The 17,417-nt window shown below is 58.3% G+C and carries 19 protein-coding genes and 2 tRNA genes; 15 read left to right on the top strand and 6 right to left on the bottom strand.

All coding sequences use genetic code 11. The features are described from left to right. Positions 1–26: 26 nt before the first annotated feature. The 4 genes from ACQ4WN_RS11590 to ACQ4WN_RS11605 form a co-directional block, all read right to left on the bottom strand. A complete protein-coding gene (locus ACQ4WN_RS11590) occupies positions 27–323 on the bottom strand; it encodes an ArsR/SmtB family transcription factor (RefSeq protein ID WP_353656531.1) in 297 nt (98 codons plus the stop codon). Positions 324–445: 122 nt separating this feature from the next. After that, the gene (locus ACQ4WN_RS11595; RefSeq protein ID WP_436551675.1) at positions 446–1,618 is read right to left on the bottom strand and encodes a helix-turn-helix transcriptional regulator; all 1,173 of its coding nucleotides are present in this window, start codon (positions 1,616–1,618) and stop codon (positions 446–448) included. Positions 1,619–1,692: 74 nt separating this feature from the next. Next, positions 1,693–2,268 (bottom strand): hypothetical protein, encoded by a 576-nt coding sequence (locus tag ACQ4WN_RS11600; protein ID WP_436551676.1) that lies wholly within the window; start codon positions 2,266–2,268, stop codon positions 1,693–1,695. Positions 2,269–2,426: 158 nt separating this feature from the next. Continuing rightward, entirely contained in the window at positions 2,427–2,789 is a 363-nt protein-coding gene (locus ACQ4WN_RS11605; RefSeq protein WP_436551677.1) for a DUF1304 domain-containing protein, read from the bottom strand. 208 nt (positions 2,790–2,997) lie between these two features. Here ACQ4WN_RS11605 and sugE point away from each other — a divergent pair, with 208 nt between their 5' ends. Both sugE and ACQ4WN_RS11615 read left to right on the top strand, forming a co-directional pair. Next, entirely contained in the window at positions 2,998–3,318 is a 321-nt protein-coding gene (sugE, locus tag ACQ4WN_RS11610; protein WP_436551678.1) for a quaternary ammonium compound efflux SMR transporter SugE, read from the top strand. 23 nt (positions 3,319–3,341) lie between these two features. Next, positions 3,342–3,671: an SMR family transporter gene (locus tag ACQ4WN_RS11615; protein WP_426070861.1), complete on the top strand. Its 330-nt coding sequence runs from the start codon at positions 3,342–3,344 to the stop codon at positions 3,669–3,671. On the opposite strand, the gene ACQ4WN_RS11620 is transcribed toward ACQ4WN_RS11615, so the two are convergent. After that, a complete protein-coding gene (locus ACQ4WN_RS11620; RefSeq protein ID WP_436551679.1) occupies positions 3,672–4,634 on the bottom strand; it encodes a M14 family metallopeptidase in 963 nt (320 codons plus the stop codon). A 139-nt stretch (positions 4,635–4,773) separates the two neighbouring features. On the opposite strand from ACQ4WN_RS11620, the gene ACQ4WN_RS11625 reads away from it, so the two are divergent. Then, on the top strand, positions 4,774–5,883 hold the full coding sequence (locus ACQ4WN_RS11625) for an acyltransferase family protein (protein ID WP_436551680.1): 1,110 nt from the start codon (positions 4,774–4,776) through the stop codon (positions 5,881–5,883). A gap of 15 nt (positions 5,884–5,898) precedes the next feature. On the opposite strand, the gene ACQ4WN_RS11630 is transcribed toward ACQ4WN_RS11625, so the two are convergent. Continuing rightward, positions 5,899–6,363 carry a hypothetical protein gene (locus ACQ4WN_RS11630; RefSeq protein WP_436551681.1) on the bottom strand — a complete coding sequence of 155 codons (465 nt, stop codon included), beginning with the start codon at positions 6,361–6,363 and terminating at the stop codon, positions 5,899–5,901. 148 nt (positions 6,364–6,511) lie between these two features. Here ACQ4WN_RS11630 and ACQ4WN_RS11635 point away from each other — a divergent pair. The 12 genes from ACQ4WN_RS11635 (at position 6,512) to ACQ4WN_RS11690 (ending at position 17,368) form a co-directional block, all read left to right on the top strand. Then, positions 6,512–6,588, top strand: a tRNA-Val gene (locus ACQ4WN_RS11635). 80 nt (positions 6,589–6,668) lie between these two features. After that, positions 6,669–6,745 (top strand) — tRNA-Val (locus tag ACQ4WN_RS11640). Positions 6,746–6,956: 211 nt separating this feature from the next. Continuing rightward, entirely contained in the window at positions 6,957–8,864 is a 1,908-nt protein-coding gene (gene thrS / locus ACQ4WN_RS11645; protein ID WP_219889189.1) for a threonine--tRNA ligase, read from the top strand. Between the two features lie 12 nt (positions 8,865–8,876). Next, positions 8,877–9,437 carry a translation initiation factor IF-3 gene (infC, locus tag ACQ4WN_RS11650; RefSeq protein ID WP_416054767.1) on the top strand — a complete coding sequence of 187 codons (561 nt, stop codon included), beginning with the start codon at positions 8,877–8,879 and terminating at the stop codon, positions 9,435–9,437. Between the two features lie 227 nt (positions 9,438–9,664). Beyond that, the gene (rpmI, locus tag ACQ4WN_RS11655) at positions 9,665–9,862 is read left to right on the top strand and encodes a 50S ribosomal protein L35 (protein WP_010399216.1); all 198 of its coding nucleotides are present in this window, start codon (positions 9,665–9,667) and stop codon (positions 9,860–9,862) included. Positions 9,863–9,888: 26 nt separating this feature from the next. Further along, positions 9,889–10,248, top strand: coding sequence for a 50S ribosomal protein L20 (rplT, locus tag ACQ4WN_RS11660; RefSeq protein ID WP_010399214.1), 360 nt, complete (start codon positions 9,889–9,891; stop codon positions 10,246–10,248). 270 nt (positions 10,249–10,518) lie between these two features. Next, complete coding sequence (gene pheS / locus ACQ4WN_RS11665) at positions 10,519–11,535, top strand: phenylalanine--tRNA ligase subunit alpha (RefSeq protein ID WP_034751917.1); 1,017 nt, start codon at positions 10,519–10,521, stop codon at positions 11,533–11,535. A gap of 79 nt (positions 11,536–11,614) precedes the next feature. Continuing rightward, complete coding sequence (gene pheT / locus ACQ4WN_RS11670; RefSeq protein ID WP_436551682.1) at positions 11,615–14,041, top strand: phenylalanine--tRNA ligase subunit beta; 2,427 nt, start codon at positions 11,615–11,617, stop codon at positions 14,039–14,041. Between the two features lie 170 nt (positions 14,042–14,211). Then, entirely contained in the window at positions 14,212–14,559 is a 348-nt protein-coding gene (locus ACQ4WN_RS11675) for an integration host factor subunit alpha (protein ID WP_010399205.1), read from the top strand. Between the two features lie 10 nt (positions 14,560–14,569). Then, complete coding sequence (locus ACQ4WN_RS11680; RefSeq protein ID WP_133990499.1) at positions 14,570–14,974, top strand: MerR family transcriptional regulator; 405 nt, start codon at positions 14,570–14,572, stop codon at positions 14,972–14,974. Positions 14,975–15,175: 201 nt separating this feature from the next. Then, a complete protein-coding gene (locus ACQ4WN_RS11685; RefSeq protein WP_034783185.1) occupies positions 15,176–15,808 on the top strand; it encodes a response regulator in 633 nt (210 codons plus the stop codon). Positions 15,809–15,952: 144 nt separating this feature from the next. Then, on the top strand, positions 15,953–17,368 hold the full coding sequence (locus ACQ4WN_RS11690; RefSeq protein WP_436551683.1) for a sensor histidine kinase: 1,416 nt from the start codon (positions 15,953–15,955) through the stop codon (positions 17,366–17,368). Positions 17,369–17,417 lie beyond the last annotated feature (49 nt).

A 17,417-nucleotide genomic window follows, 5' to 3' on the forward strand; every position in this document is an offset into this window, starting at 1 on the left:
GAAGGGAGTGCGACGGTAGTGCTTGTTTATAAACCTTGCTGCATGTGGTCGAGAAAGGCCGCAATGGTGGCTTCGTTGCGGCTGAAGAAACTCCATTGCCCCACCTTGGTTGCCGAAATCAGGCCTGCTTTCTGCAAGCTGGCCAGGTGCGCCGAGACCGTCGATTGCGACAGGTTCAGGCGGCGGTCGATCAAGCCGGCGCACACGCCCAGGTGCAGCGGGTGCTCTTGCTCTTGGAAATACTGCTGCGGTTCCTTGAGCCATTGCAAAATCTGCCGGCGCACCGGATTGGCTAGCGCCTTGTGGATGGCGTCGATATCCATGTAGTTTCTCCTGAACATACAATTCGCCTTTCAGCGATGTATATATCGTGTTTTCCAAATTCTAATATCGTCATCTTACGATATAAATGAAAAGCGTGCCGGCGGCGTGCGTTTTTGAAGGCTCAGGCGGGGAGGGGATTGCGCTGTAGCACGGCAGGGCCCGTCAGCACGATGCGGACCAGATCCACCTGGCGCTGGGCGCCGGCCTTTGCGGTGGCGCTCTTGATCTGGGTGCGCGCCGTGTGGATGGAAATGCGCTGGCGTTCTGCATATTCCTGCAAGGAATAGCCGTTGACGAGCGCTTCCGTCAGGCGTGCCTCCGCCACCGTCATGCCATAGAAATTGCGCAGGGTGGCCGCCAGGGAAGTGATCAGGTCGCTGCTGTCGCTGAGGAAAACGGCGATGGCGCTGGCCGAGCCGAACGGACTGTGCCAGGAGGGCAGGGGCGTGACGCGCAGGCGCAGTTGTTCTCCCGTCAATCCGTTCAGGGTCAATACGCCGCCGGGACCGCCTGCCGCCGTCGTGCCCGTTTGAGCTGCTTCCTGCAGCATGCGCCGCAATGCGCCGTTGTCCGCTTCCCGCGGGCAATACAGGGGTGCGCCGTCGCGCAACTGCAGCAGCCGTGTCGAAGCCGTCATGGCCAGCGCCCGCTCGTTGGCGTATAACAATTGCGACGTGGCGTCGAGCAACAGCACCCCGAACGGCAGCAATTCCAGCACCTGGGTGGAACTCTGGGACAGCACTTCCAGCCTGCGCAGTTTACGCTGCAGGGCAAAGGCCGTTTGCAGGTGCGGCATCAGGCTGCGGATCAGCGCCAGCTCGCCCGCTTCGTAGGCGCCCGCCCGTTCGCGGCGCACCACGGTGACGTTGGTGGAGCGCTCGGCGCGCAATTCGACGATGGCCGCCGCCGTATAAAAGATGTCTTGCGGGCGCAGCCAGTCCGTCCAGTATTCGGTTTTCTTCAGGCAATGGTCGGGAAACAGCATGGAGCCGGTGACGACGGCGCCTTCGTGGTGCAGGGTGGCGTCTTCCAGCCAGACATTGCGCGCGCCGTAATAACTGGCAAAGCTGGCCATGGCATCCGCTTCGAAGCCATAGGTGGCGGACAGGCCGCTACCGGGCAGCTGGACGTCGACCGAGCGGTTGCTGAAATCATTGGCCCAGATCAGGCCCGCGTGCGACTTCAGCTGTTGTGCAAAGGCGGAGAGGAATTGCGACCAGGCGCCATGCCGCGTGGCCGCTTCGTAGATCAGGGTAATCAGCGCCTGGCTGGCGACGGCGAGCGATGGCGTCATTGGCGATCCTCATGGCGGCAAGCGGTGGACAAGACACATCTTGGGGCGGCCTTCGCTGCGGCCGCCCGACTTCCTTAGCGCGATTCCAGCCAGCTTTTCCCGCCGGAGGTGCACGCGCTGAGGCTAGCGTACTGACTCACATAGTTATAACCGCTGCCGCAGCCGCCTTCGCCGGATTTGACGGGGCCGTAGCAAGCGCCTTCATAGCTGAGCTTACCATTGACGCTGGTACTTTTGACACAGAAATTGTAGTTGCTTGCCGTGCTGTTGTTGGGCAAGGTGGGGCCATTGTTTTGCCCGCAACCGAGTTCCTTGCTCACGCTGCGCGCATAGTCGACCATTTTCTGGTACGTGCCGCTGTAGTAGGCATCCGCCTTGGCTTTGTCGCCCTGCTTGCAGGCGGCAACGAGGCTATCGTATCCCGAGTCTGCCTGAGCGTAGTTGCCCGATACCTGGATGCCGCAGGCGCTGGCCTGCTTGCGTTCCGCATCGCTGATCAGATTGCTGTACTGGCAGGTTGACGAGTTGCCGCCGCTGGCGCTGGTGGAGCCGCTGCCCGAGCCACTGTCGTCGCTGGCGCCACCACCGCAGGCGGACAGCATGAAGCAGCCGAGCAAAGTGACAGCAAAGGTGGTTGGATATGCTTGCATGATTTCCCCTGTGGACTGTGATTTGCCACCATGTGTCTGGTGGTATCTTTTTTATTGCTACAAGGAATTGTATCGGGCATGCTTTTTGGAAACATCACCCATTTGGGGTATGCGCAGGGAGTGCGGAGCGGGGCGGCGGCTGGCCACCCCGGCAGGAATCAAGCGAAGTGGAACAGCAGTAAGGCGATGACAGCAGGCACGGTTTGCAGGTAGAGAATGCGCGTCATGACGGTCGCCGCGCCCCACGCGCCGGCCATGGCGATGCAGGCCAGGCCGAAGACGGTGAATGCATGCGCGATGGCCGCGTCCGGGTGAAAAAAGCCCAGCGCCAGCGCCGCGACGAGAAAGCCGTTATAGCAACCCTGATTCGACATGGCGGGCCGCACGATTTCCGCTTTTTCCTTGGACAGGCCAAACACCTTGCGTCCGCGTGTATTGAACAGCACGGTTTCCAGCAGCACGATGTAGACGTGCAGCAGCAGGATGAGGGCGGTAAGGATTTGGGCCAGAAGCAGCATCATAGTTCCCGAGAGTGAATGGATAGGGTAATTATGCTGCCAAGTGCTTGTTTTTTGGCACCTTTCGTTTAGAGCCGTGGCACTAGCGAGAGTGTGCTTGGGGCAAGACTTTTCACCCAATGGTATACTTTTCCTTTTGCTCCTGTGGGGACGACCCCGCTCGATGTGGGGGCTGCATGGCGGGGACGACCCTGCCGCCTCGGGAGACGTGATGGCGTGGATCATCCTGGTATTGGCAGGTTTACTGGAAATTGGCTGGGCCATCGGCCTCAAATATAGCGCCGGCTTTACCCGCCTCGTGCCGTCCGTGCTGACGGCCATTTCCATGCTGGGCAGCGTGGTGATGCTGGGCCTGGCGCTGCGCAACTTGCCGCTGGGTACGGCGTATGCCATCTGGACCGGTATCGGTACCGTCGGCACGGCCATCTTCGGCATCATGGTGCTGGGCGAACCGGCCAGCGCCGCGCGCATCGCCTGCATCGCCTTGATCGTGTCCGGCATCCTGGGCTTGAAGCTGCTCAGCCCACATTAAAGGATACAAGAATGAGTCTCGCCATGACGTATTTCTACCTGGCCATCGCCATCATCGCCGAAGTCATCGCGACCAGCGCCTTGAAGGCGTCCGACGGCTTCAGCCGCTTGCTGCCCAGCGTCATCACCGTGGTCGGCTACAGCATCGCCTTCTGGTGCTTGTCCCTGACCTTGAAGGTCATCCCTACCGGTATCGTGTATGCGATCTGGTCGGGCGTGGGCATCGTGCTCATTTCCGCCGTCGGCTGGTTCTGGTTCAAGCAGAGCCTGGATACGCCGGCCTTGATCGGCCTGGGGCTGATCATTGCCGGCGTGCTGGTGATCAATTTGTTTTCAAAGTCCGTCGGACATTAATCAAAAACTGCTGGCCACCCGCGCCAGGTAATACCACTCCGCATTCGCCGCCGCATTGACGTCCGGGAACAGGATGTAGGCGTCGAATTCGGCCGTCACAGGCGTGCCGTCCGCGCGCACGCCGATCTGCTCGCCCTGTTTGACCTTGTCAAAGCTGGACCAGGTCTTGATGAAGCGGTCGTCCGCGTGCAGCTTGTCGTGCACGACGACCATGTTCAGGGCTTCCATGTCGGCGTCGGCGATGGCTTCCGGTTGCGGTGCGTCGATGAAGCCGAGGAAGGCGAGTGTGTTCATGATGGCGCGGTAGGCGACATCCGGCGCTCCCGGGTCCGCGTGCTGGCCGCATTCCAGGGTCAGGGCATAGCCGCCCGTCGAGCGCATGTATTCGGTCGTGCCCACGCCATAGCGCAGGACCAGGCCCACCTGGTCGCTATTGCCCAGGCGGCGCTGTACGCCCTGGCCGTAAGCGTGCAGCCAGCCATCGACGAAGCGGCGCACGCCCAGGCGGCGCGCCAGCGCGCGTTCCTTGTCTTCATGTTGAAACGGTTGCAGCGGGCCATCGTTATTGCGCGGCCCCACCATGACGAAGGGCTGGCTGTCGGCATTAAACGAGTGCAAGTCCAGCAGCACGTCGTGCTGGCCCAACAGCGGGCACAGCCAGTTGGCGATGCGGTCTTCGAAATCCTGCGGATTGTCGTTCGGAAACAGATTGCGGTTCAGGTTGCGGTCGCCGCTGCGCACGCCCTTGGCGTAAGCCAGCGGATTGGTGATGGGCACGAAGGTGACGCTGCCGGCCAGGATGGAGAGGGTGCCGCTGTCGAGTTCAGCCATCACGCGGTGGATGCCCTTGGTGCCGCAGGTTTCATTGCCGTGCACGGCACCGGTGACGATCAGGCGCGGGCCGCTGCCCTGGCCCGTGTAGTTGATGGACTTGAAGTGGAGTGCGCTGCTCATGCTGGACATATCCTATGCGGTTGCGGGAAGGGAAAGCGGGATCGGCATATTTTAGCGGGATTCGCCTTGGCCGCCTGGAAAAAGTTGGCCATGGCAGTGTGCGGCATGGCATGATCGGCGCCACCGTTGTTTTCCATTGCTGATATCCATGTCGTCTTCGTCTTCCTCCCGCCTGGCTGGTCTCGATACCTTGCGCGCGCTGGCCATTGTGCTGGTGTTCATGAACCATTACTTGCTGTTCGTCAGCGAGGGCGGGGCGTTTGGTTTCTGGGGAGAAATCGGCTGGACGGGCGTGGACCTGTTCTTTGCCCTCAGCGGTTATCTGATCGGCAACCAGATTTTTGCGGCCTTGCGCAGCGAGCACGGGTTTTCCTTGCCCCGCTTCTATGCGCGACGCTTCCTGCGCACCTTGCCCAGCTTCTATGCCGTGCTGGTCCTGTATTATTTGTCGCCCGCGTTTCGTGGCGATAACGCGTTGCTGCCCCTGTGGAAATTCCTGACCTTTACGCAGAACATCAACTTGACACCGGGCACGGCGTTTTCCCATGCATGGTCGCTATGCGTGGAAGAGCAGTTTTATGTGCTGCTGCCGGCCGCGGCGTTGTTGATTGCCGCCTGCCGCAAGTCGCTGCTGTGGGCGTGGGTGGCCGTGGCCGCCAGCTTTATCGTGGGCATGCTGCTGCGCGCGTATCTGTGGGATGAATATGTGCAAGTGCCGCGCGGCGGTCTCGGCTATTACAAGTATATTTATTACGCTTCTTGGTGCCGTTTCGACGAACTGGTGGCGGGCGTGGCGCTCGCGCTGCTGAAAAACTATCACCCGGGTACCTGGATGCGCCTGACCTCGTATGGCAACCGTACCTTGCTGGCAGGAATCGCCGGCACGGCGCTGATGTTGTATGTGTTTCTCACCGATCACTATGGCTATTGGGTGACGGTGGTTGGCTATCCGGCCCTGGCCGCCAGTTTCAGCTTGCTGCTGGTCGCCGCGTTGAGTCCCGCCAGCATCTTGTACAAGGTGCGCGTGCCGGGCGCGGCCAGCCTGGCCCTGTGGTCATATGCAATTTACCTGCTGCACAAGCAGTTGTGCATTTTGCTGCGCCCGCTTTTGCAGGATAGCGGTTATGGGCCGGACAGCTTGCCGGCCATGCTGGTGATGATACTGCTCAGCATCGTGTCGGGCTGGCTCTTGTATAGAGTGGTGGAAACTCCATTCATGCGCTTGCGGGCGCGCTATGTGCCCGCCAATCACGTTTGATTTATATCTCATTCACTACATATCAATCACGTCCAGCCCCCGTGGCGTGCCCACGAGTAGTTCCAGAATGGCATGCACGCGCAGATTCGTGTCTTCATGTTCCGTGTTGAATATCAGGGTACGCAGGCCGGGCACGGCTTCCGTAATGTGGTCGCTGGCGTAAGCATTGATCAATAACAAGACCAGGTCCGTGGCGCCCGCGCCGGGCTGGCGCCGTAGCCGGTCATGAATCACGTTCAGCAGCGCGCGCTGCATGCGCGGCGTGGGGTTGGTGATGTAGGCGAAGACGCTCGGCGTGTTGGCGATGGCCGCGCACAGGCGCCGCTCCATCTCGTCCGGCTTCACGTCGGAAGCGATATCGAAGTACGCGGCATTCCAGCGCGTGCGCGCATACGGGTGGCCGGGCGGGAAGGAATCGGCCGTTTCGAAACCGCAAACGCGGCTCAGGGTTTTCAGCCAGCTTATGATGGTGGAGTTCATGCCGCGATTCTAGCGGCATTCCGCGCGTTCCGGGCCGACTCACTATAAACGTGGCTGACGCCCGGGAAGCGGATCAAAAACAGATTAAAGTTTCCTGTAAAACAGCCCTTGTCATTCTGGGAAAGCCTCTCTATAATGCTGGTCTTCGGGGCGGTTAGTTCAGCTGGTTAGAATACTTGGTCGACATCCAAGGGGTCGGGGATTCGAATTCCTCACCGCCCACCAGAATTTGGCAGTAGATGGTTTTTAAGCTGGCGCAAGCCGCAAGCGGTCACTTTAAATAAAGTGATCAACAAAAGTTTTACGGGCGGTTAGTTCAGCTGGTTAGAATACTTGGTCGACATCCAAGGGGTCGGGGATTCGAATTCCTCACCGCCCACCAGAATGCAGTGAGAGAGAAAGGTAAAACCGGTTATGACACCGCGAACTACTACCAAGCTTTGGGAGTGACGCTAGTCGAACGGGTTTCCTTTGTCTCAAGAAAGTGAAAAACGCGGCTAGTCCGCGTTTTTTTGCGTCTGCGTTTTCCTTTCAGTTATTTTACCCATCACATCGCAGTTTTACCTGGCGCCAGCGCCGATATGGAGATCAATATGCTTACAATCCGACTTCCCGATGGTTCCGCCCGTCAATTTGACGGCCCGGTCACCGTGGCCCAGGTTGCGGCCAATATTGGTACTGGTCTGGCCAAGGCTGCCCTGGCCGGCAAGGTCGATGGCAAACTGGTCGACACCTCCTATCTGATCGAGCAAGACGCCGAACTGGCGATTGTCACCGACAAGGATGCCGATGGCCTGGAAGTGATCCGCCACTCGACGGCCCACTTGCTGGCGTATGCGGTCAAGGAGCTGTTCCCGGACGCGCAAGTGACCATCGGTCCCGTGATCGACAACGGCTTTTACTATGACTTCGCCTACAAGCGCCCGTTCACGCCGGAAGATTTGACGGCGATCGAAAAGAAAATGACGGAACTTGCCAAGAAGGATGAGCAAGTCACGCGCAAGGTGGTTGCGCGCGACGAAGCCATCGAGTACTTCAAGGGCATCGGCGAAGCCTACAAGGCTGAGCTGATCGGCTCGATTCCGGCCGATCAGGAAGTGTCGCTGTATTCCGAAGGCAAGTTCACGGACTTGTGCCGCGGCCCCCACGTGCCATCGACGGGCAAGCTGAAAGTATTCAAGCTGATGAAGCTGGCCGGTGCCTACTGGCGCGGTGACTCGAAAAACGAGATGCTGCAGCGTATCTATGGCACGGCCTGGGCCAAGAAGGAAGACCAGGAGCTGTACCTGCATAACCTGGAAGAGGCGGAAAAGCGCGATCACCGCAAACTGGGCAAGCAGCTTGATTTCTTCCATTTCCAGGAAGAAGCACCAGGCCTGATCTTCTGGCACCCGAAAGGCTGGTCGATCTGGCAGCAAGTCGAGCAATACATGCGCAATGTGTACCAGGTCAACGGCTACCAGGAAGTCAAGGCGCCGCAAATTCTCGACCGTGGCCTGTGGGAAAAAACCGGTCACTGGGATAATTACCGTGAAAACATGTTCATCACGGAATCGGAAAATCGCGCTTATGCGCTGAAGCCGATGAATTGCCCTGGCCATATCCAGATTTTCAACAATGGCATGCGCAGTTACCGCGACTTGCCATTGCGCTACGGCGAATTCGGCCAATGTCACCGCAACGAGCCATCGGGCGCCTTGCACGGCATGATGCGCGTGCGCGGCTTTACGCAGGATGATGGTCACATCTTCTGCCTGGAAGAGCAGATTGCCGGCGAAGTGACGGCTTTCCATCAGCAGGCCATGGATGTCTACACGGCTTTCGGCTTCACGAATATCGATGTAAAGCTGGCTTTGCGCCCGGATAACCGCATCGGCACGGAAGAGTCGTGGGATTTCGCCGAGGAATCCCTGCGTTCGGCCCTGCGCGCCTGTGGCGTGGAATGGACAGAATTGCCGGGCGAGGGTGCTTTCTACGGTCCGAAGATCGAATACCACCTGAAAGACAGCCTGGGCCGCGCATGGCAAGTGGGCACTGTGCAAATCGACCCGTCGATGCCGGGCCGCTTGGGTGCTGAATACGTGGCCGTGGACAATACGCGCCAGGTGCCGATCATGCTGCACCGCGCGATCGTGGGCTCGCTGGAACGTTTCATCGGCATCCTGATCGAACACTATGCGGGCGCCATGCCGTTGTGGTTGTCGCCAGTGCAAGTGTCGGTGTTGAATATTTCCGACGCTCAAGCCGACTATGTACAGGAAGTTACAACAAAACTGCGCAAAGCGGGGCTGCGCGTACAGGCTGATTTGCGTAACGAGAAGATTACCTATAAAATACGTGAACATTCCGTACAAAAATTGCCTTATATCTTAGTAATTGGCGACAAAGAGCGGGATGCGAATACAGTGGCCGTGCGGGCGCGGGGCAATATCGATCTGGGCGTCATGTCCGTCGATGCCCTGATTGAGCGACTCAAACATGAAGTCGACACCAAGGCCTGACGAGGAAACTCGCTGCACGACCGTCTTACAAGATTTTTAAAGGAAATTACAATAGCTACTGACAAGTCACATCGCATCAATGGCGAAATCACTGCCCCTGAAATGCGTTTAAGCGGGGTCGATAACGAGCCACTCGGTATCGTAAGTTTGGCTGAAGCCTTCCGCCTGGCGGAAGAGGCAAACGTCGACCTGGTGGAAATTGCGCCTACCGCGCAGCCACCGGTTTGTCGTTTGATGGACTACGGCAAATTTAAGTATTCGGAGCAAAAGAAAGCTCACGAAGCCAAATTGAAGCAAAAGATCATCCTCGTGAAGGAAGTCAAATTCCGTCCGGGGACTGATGATGGTGACTACAATATCAAGTTGCGTAATCTCATCAAGTTCCTCGATGATGGTGATAAAACCAAAATCACGCTGCGTTTCCGTGGTCGTGAGATGGCGCATCAGGATATTGGCTTCCGTATGCTGGAACGTCTGAAAGCCGACCTGGAGCCGTACGGCCAGGTCGAGCAGTTCCCGAAGATGGAAGGCCGCCAAATGATCATGGTTCTTTCGCCTAAGAAGAAGAAGTAAGCTACAATAGCGTTTTACTGTGGATCGACGTGGTTTGTGCCTGCATTGGTGCGACACACGATTCCAGGCAGAATTTGCGCGGCCCGCTCAGCAATGTGCGGGCCGCGCGAACTGTAGCGGACTCGCATCCGCTGCACAGCATGTGAAAGCAGGCATCTAAGCGCAGCGTCGTGTTGCCACCTGCAATCCTGTTATAAATGGAGCTGTCCGTAAGAGGACAGATTGCTATGCCTAAAATGAAGACCAAAAGCTCTGCGAAAAAACGTTTTCGCGTGCGCCCGGGTGGTACTGTTAAATGTGGTCATGCGTTCAAACGCCACATCTTGACCAAGAAAACCACCAAGCTGAAACGCGCTCTGCGCGGTACCACCAATGTCGCTGCGTCTGACGTGAAATCCGTCTACCGCATGATGCCGACTGCTTAATCTCACACTCAATATAAGGAGTTACTATGCCTAGAGTAAAACGTGGGGTTACAGCTCGTGCCCGTCATAAAAAGATTCTTGTTCAAGCTAAAGGCTACCGTGGTCGCCGCAGCCGTGTATACCGTGTTGCCAAGCAAGCAGTTATGCGCGCTGGCCAATACGCTTACCGCGATCGCCGCAACAAGAAACGCGTTTTCCGCCGCCTGTGGATCGCCCGTATCAACGCCGCTTCCCGTGAGCATGGCGTAACGTACAGCGTATTCATGAACGGCTTGAAAAAAGCAAATATCGAACTGGACCGTAAAGTCCTGGCCGATATGGCTGTGATGGACAAGCCAGCATTCGCTGCGATTGTCAACGCAGTTAAAGCAAAAATCGCTGCGTAAGCATCGGTGATTGCACAACGTCATCCGTAGGGTGACGTTAGAACGGCAACTGACAAAATCGTCGCGAGCGGAAGGGTGTTGCGGTCGAGAAGCGCAACCGTACGAAGGTACGGTGAGCATCGCAAACCGTACATCACGACGCGCAGCAGATTGGGTCAGTTGTCACAAAGAGCGGGGCAGGGGTGTGAACCTTATGCCCCGTTTCCGTTTTTGATTGTTGGACTTTTGATAACCGAGTCCAGAATTGATGTCCAAAACAGGAAATGCCGCATGAACTCCCTAGAAGAACTCGTCGTCTCGGCTCAGGCTGACTTTATCGCCGCCGCAGACGCTGCCGCACTTGAAAACGCCAAAGCCCGCTACCTGGGCAAGACTGGCCAGATTACCGAAATGATGAAGGGCCTGGGCAAGCTGGACCCGGACGCGCGCAAGGCGCAAGGCGCCCTGATCAATGCCGTCAAAGTGCAGATCGAAGACGCGCTGACGGCCCGCCGTGATGCGCTGGCCGATGCCCAAATGCAAGGCCGTCTGAATGCCGAAGCGATCGACGTGACCCTGCCAGGCCGTGGCCGCATGCCCGGCGGCATCCATCCCGTGATGCGCACGTGGGAGCGGGTCGAGGAAATCTTCCGCTCAATCGGTTTCGACGTGGCCGACGGCCCCGAAATCGAGAACGACTGGACCAACTTCACGGCGCTCAACAGCCCGGAAAACCATCCAGCCCGTTCCATGCAGGATACTTTCTACATCGATGGCAACGACACCGATGGCAAGCCCTTGCTGCTGCGCACGCACACGAGCCCGATGCAGGTGCGCTATGCGCGCACGCATACGCCGCCGATCAAGGTCATCGCGCCGGGTCGCACCTACCGCGTCGACAGCGACGCCACCCATTCGCCGATGTTCCACCAGGTCGAAGGCCTGTGGATCGCCGAAGACATCAGCTTTGCCGACTTGAAGGGCGTGTACCTGAACTTCGTCAAGGCCTTCTTCGAAACGGACGACCTGCAAGTGCGCTTCCGCCCGTCGTACTTTCCGTTCACGGAACCGTCGGCCGAGATCGACATCGCCTTCGGCTCGGGCCCGCTGAAAGGCCGCTGGCTGGAAGTGTCGGGCGCCGGCCAGGTGCATCCGACCGTGGTGAAGAACTTCGGCCTCGATCCCGAGAAATTCATCGGTTTTGCTTTCGGCTCCGGCCTGGAACGCTTGACGATGCTGCGCTATGGCATCAACGACCTGCGTCTGTTTTATGAAGGCGACTTGCGTTTCTTGAAGCAATTCAACTAAAGCGTTGTTCCGTTTGATTCATGGCGCTTGAGCGCCTGTGCGCTCGCGCTGTGAGCTTTGACCCTTTGAAGGCTTGATTATGCAATTTTCCGAAAACTGGCTCCGTACCATGGTCGATCCGAAGATGACTTCGGACGAACTGGCCCATCTGCTGACCATGTCCGGTCTCGAAGTCGAGGACGTCGATCCTGTCGCCCCTCCGTTCTCGAACGTGGTGGTAGGCCTGGTCCTGGAGATGGAAAAACATCCGAACGCGGACCGCCTGAATGTGTGCCAGGTCGACGTCGGCACGGGCACCATGCTCAACATCGTCTGCGGTGCACCCAACGTGCGTCCGGGCTTGAAAGTCGTCTGCGCGATGGCGGGCGCCGTGCTGCCGCCTGGCGCCGATGGCAAGCCGTTTGAAATCAAGGTGGGCCAGCTGCGCGGCGTCGAGTCGCAAGGCATGCTGTGCTCCGCGCGCGAATTGAAATTGTCGGAAGAAAACGCCGGCTTGATGGAATTGCCGGACGACGCGCCGATCGGCCAGAATTTCCGCGACTACTTTGCGCTGAACGACTTGAAATTCACCATCAAGTTGACGCCGAACAAGGCGGACTGTCTGTCCGTGCTGGGCGTGGCGCGCGAAGTGTCGGCTCTCACGGGCGTGCCCCTGAATGTGCCGCAGTTCCGCACCGTGCCTGTTTCCAGCGACGAAGTCTTGCCGGTGAAAGTCAGTGCGCCGGACCTGTGCGGCCGTTTCACGGGCCGCGTCATCCGCGGCTTGAACGCCCGTGCCGCCACGCCGGACTGGATGAAGCAGCGCCTCGAGCGCAGCGGCCAGCGTCCGCTGTCGGCCCTGGTCGACATTTCCAACTATGTCATGCTGGAACTGGGCCGTCCTAGCCACGTGTTTGACCTGGCGAAGATCCACGGCAGTCTCGACGTGCGTTGGGGCAAGGCTGGCGAATCCGTCAAGCTGTTGAATGGCAATACTATCGCCGTCGACGAGTGGATCGGCGTCATTGCCGATGACCAGGAAATCGAATCGCTGGCCGGCATCATGGGCGGCGACGCCAGTTCCGTGTCGGACGATACGGACAGCATCTACCTGGAAGCGGCATTCTGGTGGCCGAACGCGATTCAAGGCCGCGCGCGCCGCTTGAATTTCTCCACCGATGCGGCGCACCGCTTCGAGCGCGGCGTCGATTTCGCCACCACCGTCGAGCACATCGAGCGCATCACGGCCCTGATCGTGGAAATCTGCGGCACGCCAGCAACGACCGTCGGCCCAGTCGACGACCACGTGGTGAACTTGCCGCAACGCCAGCCAGTGTCCATGCGCACCGCACGCGCGCAAAAGGTCATCGGCGTGCCGCTCAATGATACGTTGATCGCCGATATCTTCACGCGTTTGGCCCTGCCATTCACCCTGGCGGACGGCGTGTTTTCCGTGAGCTCGCCCAGCTACCGTTTCGACATCGAGATCGAGGAAGACTTGATCGAGGAAGTGGCGCGCGTGTACGGCTTTGAAAACATCCCGACCCTGCCGCCCGTGGCCGCGAACGTGATGCAGATTGCACCAGAAAATACCCGCTCGCTGTTTGCGGTACGTCATGAACTGGCTGACCTGGGCTTCCAGGAAGTGGTTAACATGAGCTTTGTCGATACGGCGTGGGAGCGCGATTTCTCGGGCAACACGCATCCGATCAAATTGCAGAACCCGATTGCCAGCCAGATGAGCGTGATGCGTTCCTCGCTGATCGGCAGCCTGATCGCCAACGTGCGCTACAACCTGAACCGCAAGACGAACCGCGTGCGTATCTTCGAAGTGGGCGCGATTTACCAGCGCGACGCCGCCGTGGAAAACGGTCCCTTGTCGGTGGCCGGTTACGCCCAGCCAAAACGTGTGGCGGCCATGGCCTACGGCGCGGTGGCGGACGAGCAGTGGGGCCAGGCTGCACGCACGGTCGACTTCTTTGACGTGAAGGCAGACCTGGAAGCGCTGTTCGCGCCGCTGGTCTTGCGTTTCAGCAAGGCTGAACACCCGGCTCTGCATCCTGGCCGCTCGGCGAACGTGGAACTCGATGGCAAGGTCATCGGTTTCATCGGCGAATTGCACCCGCGCTGGATGCAAAAGTATGACTTGCCGCTGGCACCCGTGCTGTTCGAAGTCGACGCCGCCGCCCTGACGCAAAGAGTCGTGCCTGTTTACCAGGAAATCTCGAAATTCCCTGGCGCCAGCCGCGACTTGGCCGTGGTCGTCAAGCAATCGGTGGCGGTACAGGATCTGCTCGACAGCTTCCACGTTGCCGCCAAGGCAAGCCCTGCAGCGCGTATCGTGCAAGCCATTGTTTTATTTGATGAATATCGTGGAAAAGGGCTGGAAGCGGATGAAAAAAGCCTTGCTTTCCGGATTAGCTTGCAAGATACTCAAAACACCCTGCAAGACGATGTCGTCGATGGCTTGATGGCTGTTCTGATCGATGCCGCCAAGCAGGGCCACGACGCGAAATTGCGTTCGTAATTAGCGGATTGGCCGTCGCCTGGTGTGACGGCCTTTCCGTCGTCAACAGTAGACGAGCTTGCCATGTGGCGGGCTCGGGCGCACAGAAAAGGCAGGGCAGGAAAATTAATAACAGCGACGTTGATTCCGCCGTACTGCAATCCGCACTGGCCGCCGATCTGCATCGGGCCATGCTGGTTGCCAAAGTGCGCCAGGAAGCGGAAAAAGATTTACCCACCTTGACCAAGGCAGAACTTGCCGAATTGTTGTTCGAGCAAGTGGGTCTGAACAAGCGCGAAGCGAAGGATATGGTCGAGACATTTTTCGATGAGATCCGCAATGCGCTCGAGCGTGGCGAGGCCGTCAAGCTGTCTGGTTTCGGCAATTTCCAACTGCGCGACAAGCCGCAGCGGCCGGGCCGCAATCCGAAGACGGGCGAAGAGATTCCCATTACTGCTCGCCGTGTCGTGACCTTTCATGCGAGCCAGAAGCTGAAAAGCATGGTCGAAGAGACCAGTCCGCTGGCACGTGCTGCCTGAGTGAGTGGCGATGAACGAGCGCATCAGTAAAACCGAGTTGATCGCCTTGCCGCCCATTCCGGCGAAACGTTATTTCACGATCGGCGAAGTGAGCGAGTTGTGCGGCGTCAAGCCGCACGTACTACGCTACTGGGAGCAGGAGTTTTCCCAGCTCAAACCGGTCAAACGACGTGGCAACCGTCGTTATTATCAGCACCATGAGGTGCTGTTGATACGCCGCATCCGCGAATTGCTGTATGAACAAGGCTTCACCATCAGTGGCGCGCGCAACAAGCTCGATAGCCGTGGTGCATCGCATGCCATCCTTGATGAGTTGCCTGTGCTGCCGGCCATGCCCGTCGCGCCGCAGGAAGAACCGCTGGACCGCGCGTGGATACGCAATGAATTAATTGCGATTTTAAACTTGCTAAAATAAGATTTGTACCAATATAGGTGGGGTTGTCCAACACGGACTGACTATATTGCATGGGCTGGCTGCCCGGGCGCTGCCGGTAGCATGCGGTGCGACCTATTTTGAATATAATGTTAATGTTGCGTTTTTGTTAGTGACGCTAAGCCGGAGCAGCGTTCAGGTTCCGGTAGTCTTTCCCAGGCCAGGAAAATTTAAGGGGAAACAATGATACGCGTTGCCATTTGTGATGATCACCAAATAGTACGAGCTGGATTCAAACAGATTTTTTCGTCGTCAAGCGATTTCAGTGTGGTGGCGGAAGCCGGTACGGGGCGTGAAGCGCTCGATATTGCCCGCCGCGAAATTTGCGATGTACTGTTGCTCGATATCGCCATGCCCGATCAGAGCGGCATCGATACCTTGCGCACGATCCGCCAGGGCCAGCCGGAATTGCCAGTGCTGATACTCAGCGGCTATCCCGCGCAGCAATACGCATTGAACCTGTTCAAGATGGGCGCGAATGGCTATCTGAACAAGGAATGTGAAGCCGATGAGCTGATGACGGCCGTGCGAACCGTGTTCCAGGGGCGTCGCTACGTCAGTTCCACAGTGGGCGAATTGCTGGCGCAGTCGTTCGACCGCGATACGAATGCCGCCCTGCATACGGAATTGTCGGACCGCGAGTTCCAGGTCTTCCTGCGCCTGGCGCGTGGCGCTACCGTGTCCGATATCGGTGTGGCCTTGTCGCTGAGCATCAAGACGGTAAGTACTTACCGTACGCGCATCATGGAAAAAATGGGCTTGCAATCGAACAGCGACTTGACCTATTACGCAATGAAAAACAATTTGCTTGACTAGCGCTGCGGTGCGATCATGGCAGCATGATCGCTCAGCCAGCTAGCTAACACGACTTGTGCAGTGCAGCAGTCTGTAGCGAGGATTATAATTGGCCGGCGCCGGCGCTTTCCCCCGCGCCGAACCTTGCTAAGGATGCACATCAGGATGTATTTCACCGTTGAACCGGCCCCGAATCACCGCCTGCCCCTCTACAAGACGATCCTGTGCGTGGTTTGCGCCTTGTTGCTTGTACTCAATGGTTTCAGTCTCTTCCATAATCTGCAATCGCTGAAGGGCACGAACGCCCTGCTCAGCCAGAGCGCCCGCGTGGCGGACCGCCTGCAGTATTTGAACGTGCTCGTGCTCGATGCGGAAAGCAGCTTGCGCGGCTATTTCATTTCCGGCTCGGAAACGTATCTGGGGCCCTCGAAGACCGCTTCCACCGAAATCGAAAATGAATTCAAGGAGTTGCAAACCTTGCTCGCGGGCAGTCCTACGCAGCTGAAAAATCTGGGTCAATTAAAAAGTTTGATCCGTCGCAAGATGTCGATGTTGCAAGAGTCGATCGAGGTCTACAAGCAGGGCGGACTGGCCGAAATCGTCAATATCTCGCGCGTGACCGACGACCGCGCCACCATGGACGAAATCCGCCTGCAGGTGGTGATCATGACGCGTGAGCAGAATGAAGCGCTGTCGTCCGGCAGCGCCGCCTTTTATCATGAGTACCAGAAAGCCGTGCTGCTCGGCATTGGCATCAATGCCCTGGCCATCCTCGTGCTGATCATGTTTTACCAGCTGGTGCGGCGCAGCTTCCAGAAGCGCGCGACCGTCGAGTATGCACTGCAAAATGCCAACGACACCCTGGAATCGACGGTCAGCAAGCGCACGCAGCAGTTATCCGTGCTGTCGCGCCATTTGATCAGTGTCAATGAAGTGGAGAAGGCGCGTCTGGCGCGTGAGCTGCACGATGAGCTGGGCGCCAATTTGACCTCGATCAGCATGGACCTGGGCGCCGTCACGCAGCAACTGGCACACACGCAGCCGGAACTGGCGGCACAATTGCGCCATGCCAAGGCCACCCTGCTGGAAACGGTAGAACTGAAGCGCCGCATCGTAGAGGATTTGCGGCCCAGCCTGCTGGACAACCTGGGCCTGTGCGCCGCCATCGAAAGCTATTGCGAAGATTTTGCTCGCATGAGCTCGGTTCGCTGCGAAACGGACGTGGCCATCAATATTGACAACCGCGAAGCCACCCTGACGATTGCCCTGTTCCGCATCGTGCAGGAATCGCTGACGAATATCCTGAAATACGCGCGCGCCGGCATGGTCAGCGTGACCTTGAAACGCAACGAGCACGGCCTGGTGCTGCGCGTGATCGACGACGGCATCGGCATCACCGAAGATGCGCTGCAAAAACCCATGTCGCACGGTTTGCTGGGCATGCGCGAGCGGGCCCTGCTGCTGGGCGGAACCCTCACCGTGCGCCAGGGCCCGGAAGGCAAAGGCACCTGCGTGGAAGCCGTGATTCCGCTGCCGCTGACGCCGGAGCCGGAAGAGCTCGACGAGGACGCCAGCGTGTGAATGTTTCTGGATGCAAAAAAAAAGGCCGGGCATGCAGCCCGGCCATTTT

The organism is Janthinobacterium pasteuri, from assembly GCF_051380775.1.
GTDB lineage: Bacteria > Pseudomonadota > Gammaproteobacteria > Burkholderiales > Burkholderiaceae_D > Janthinobacterium.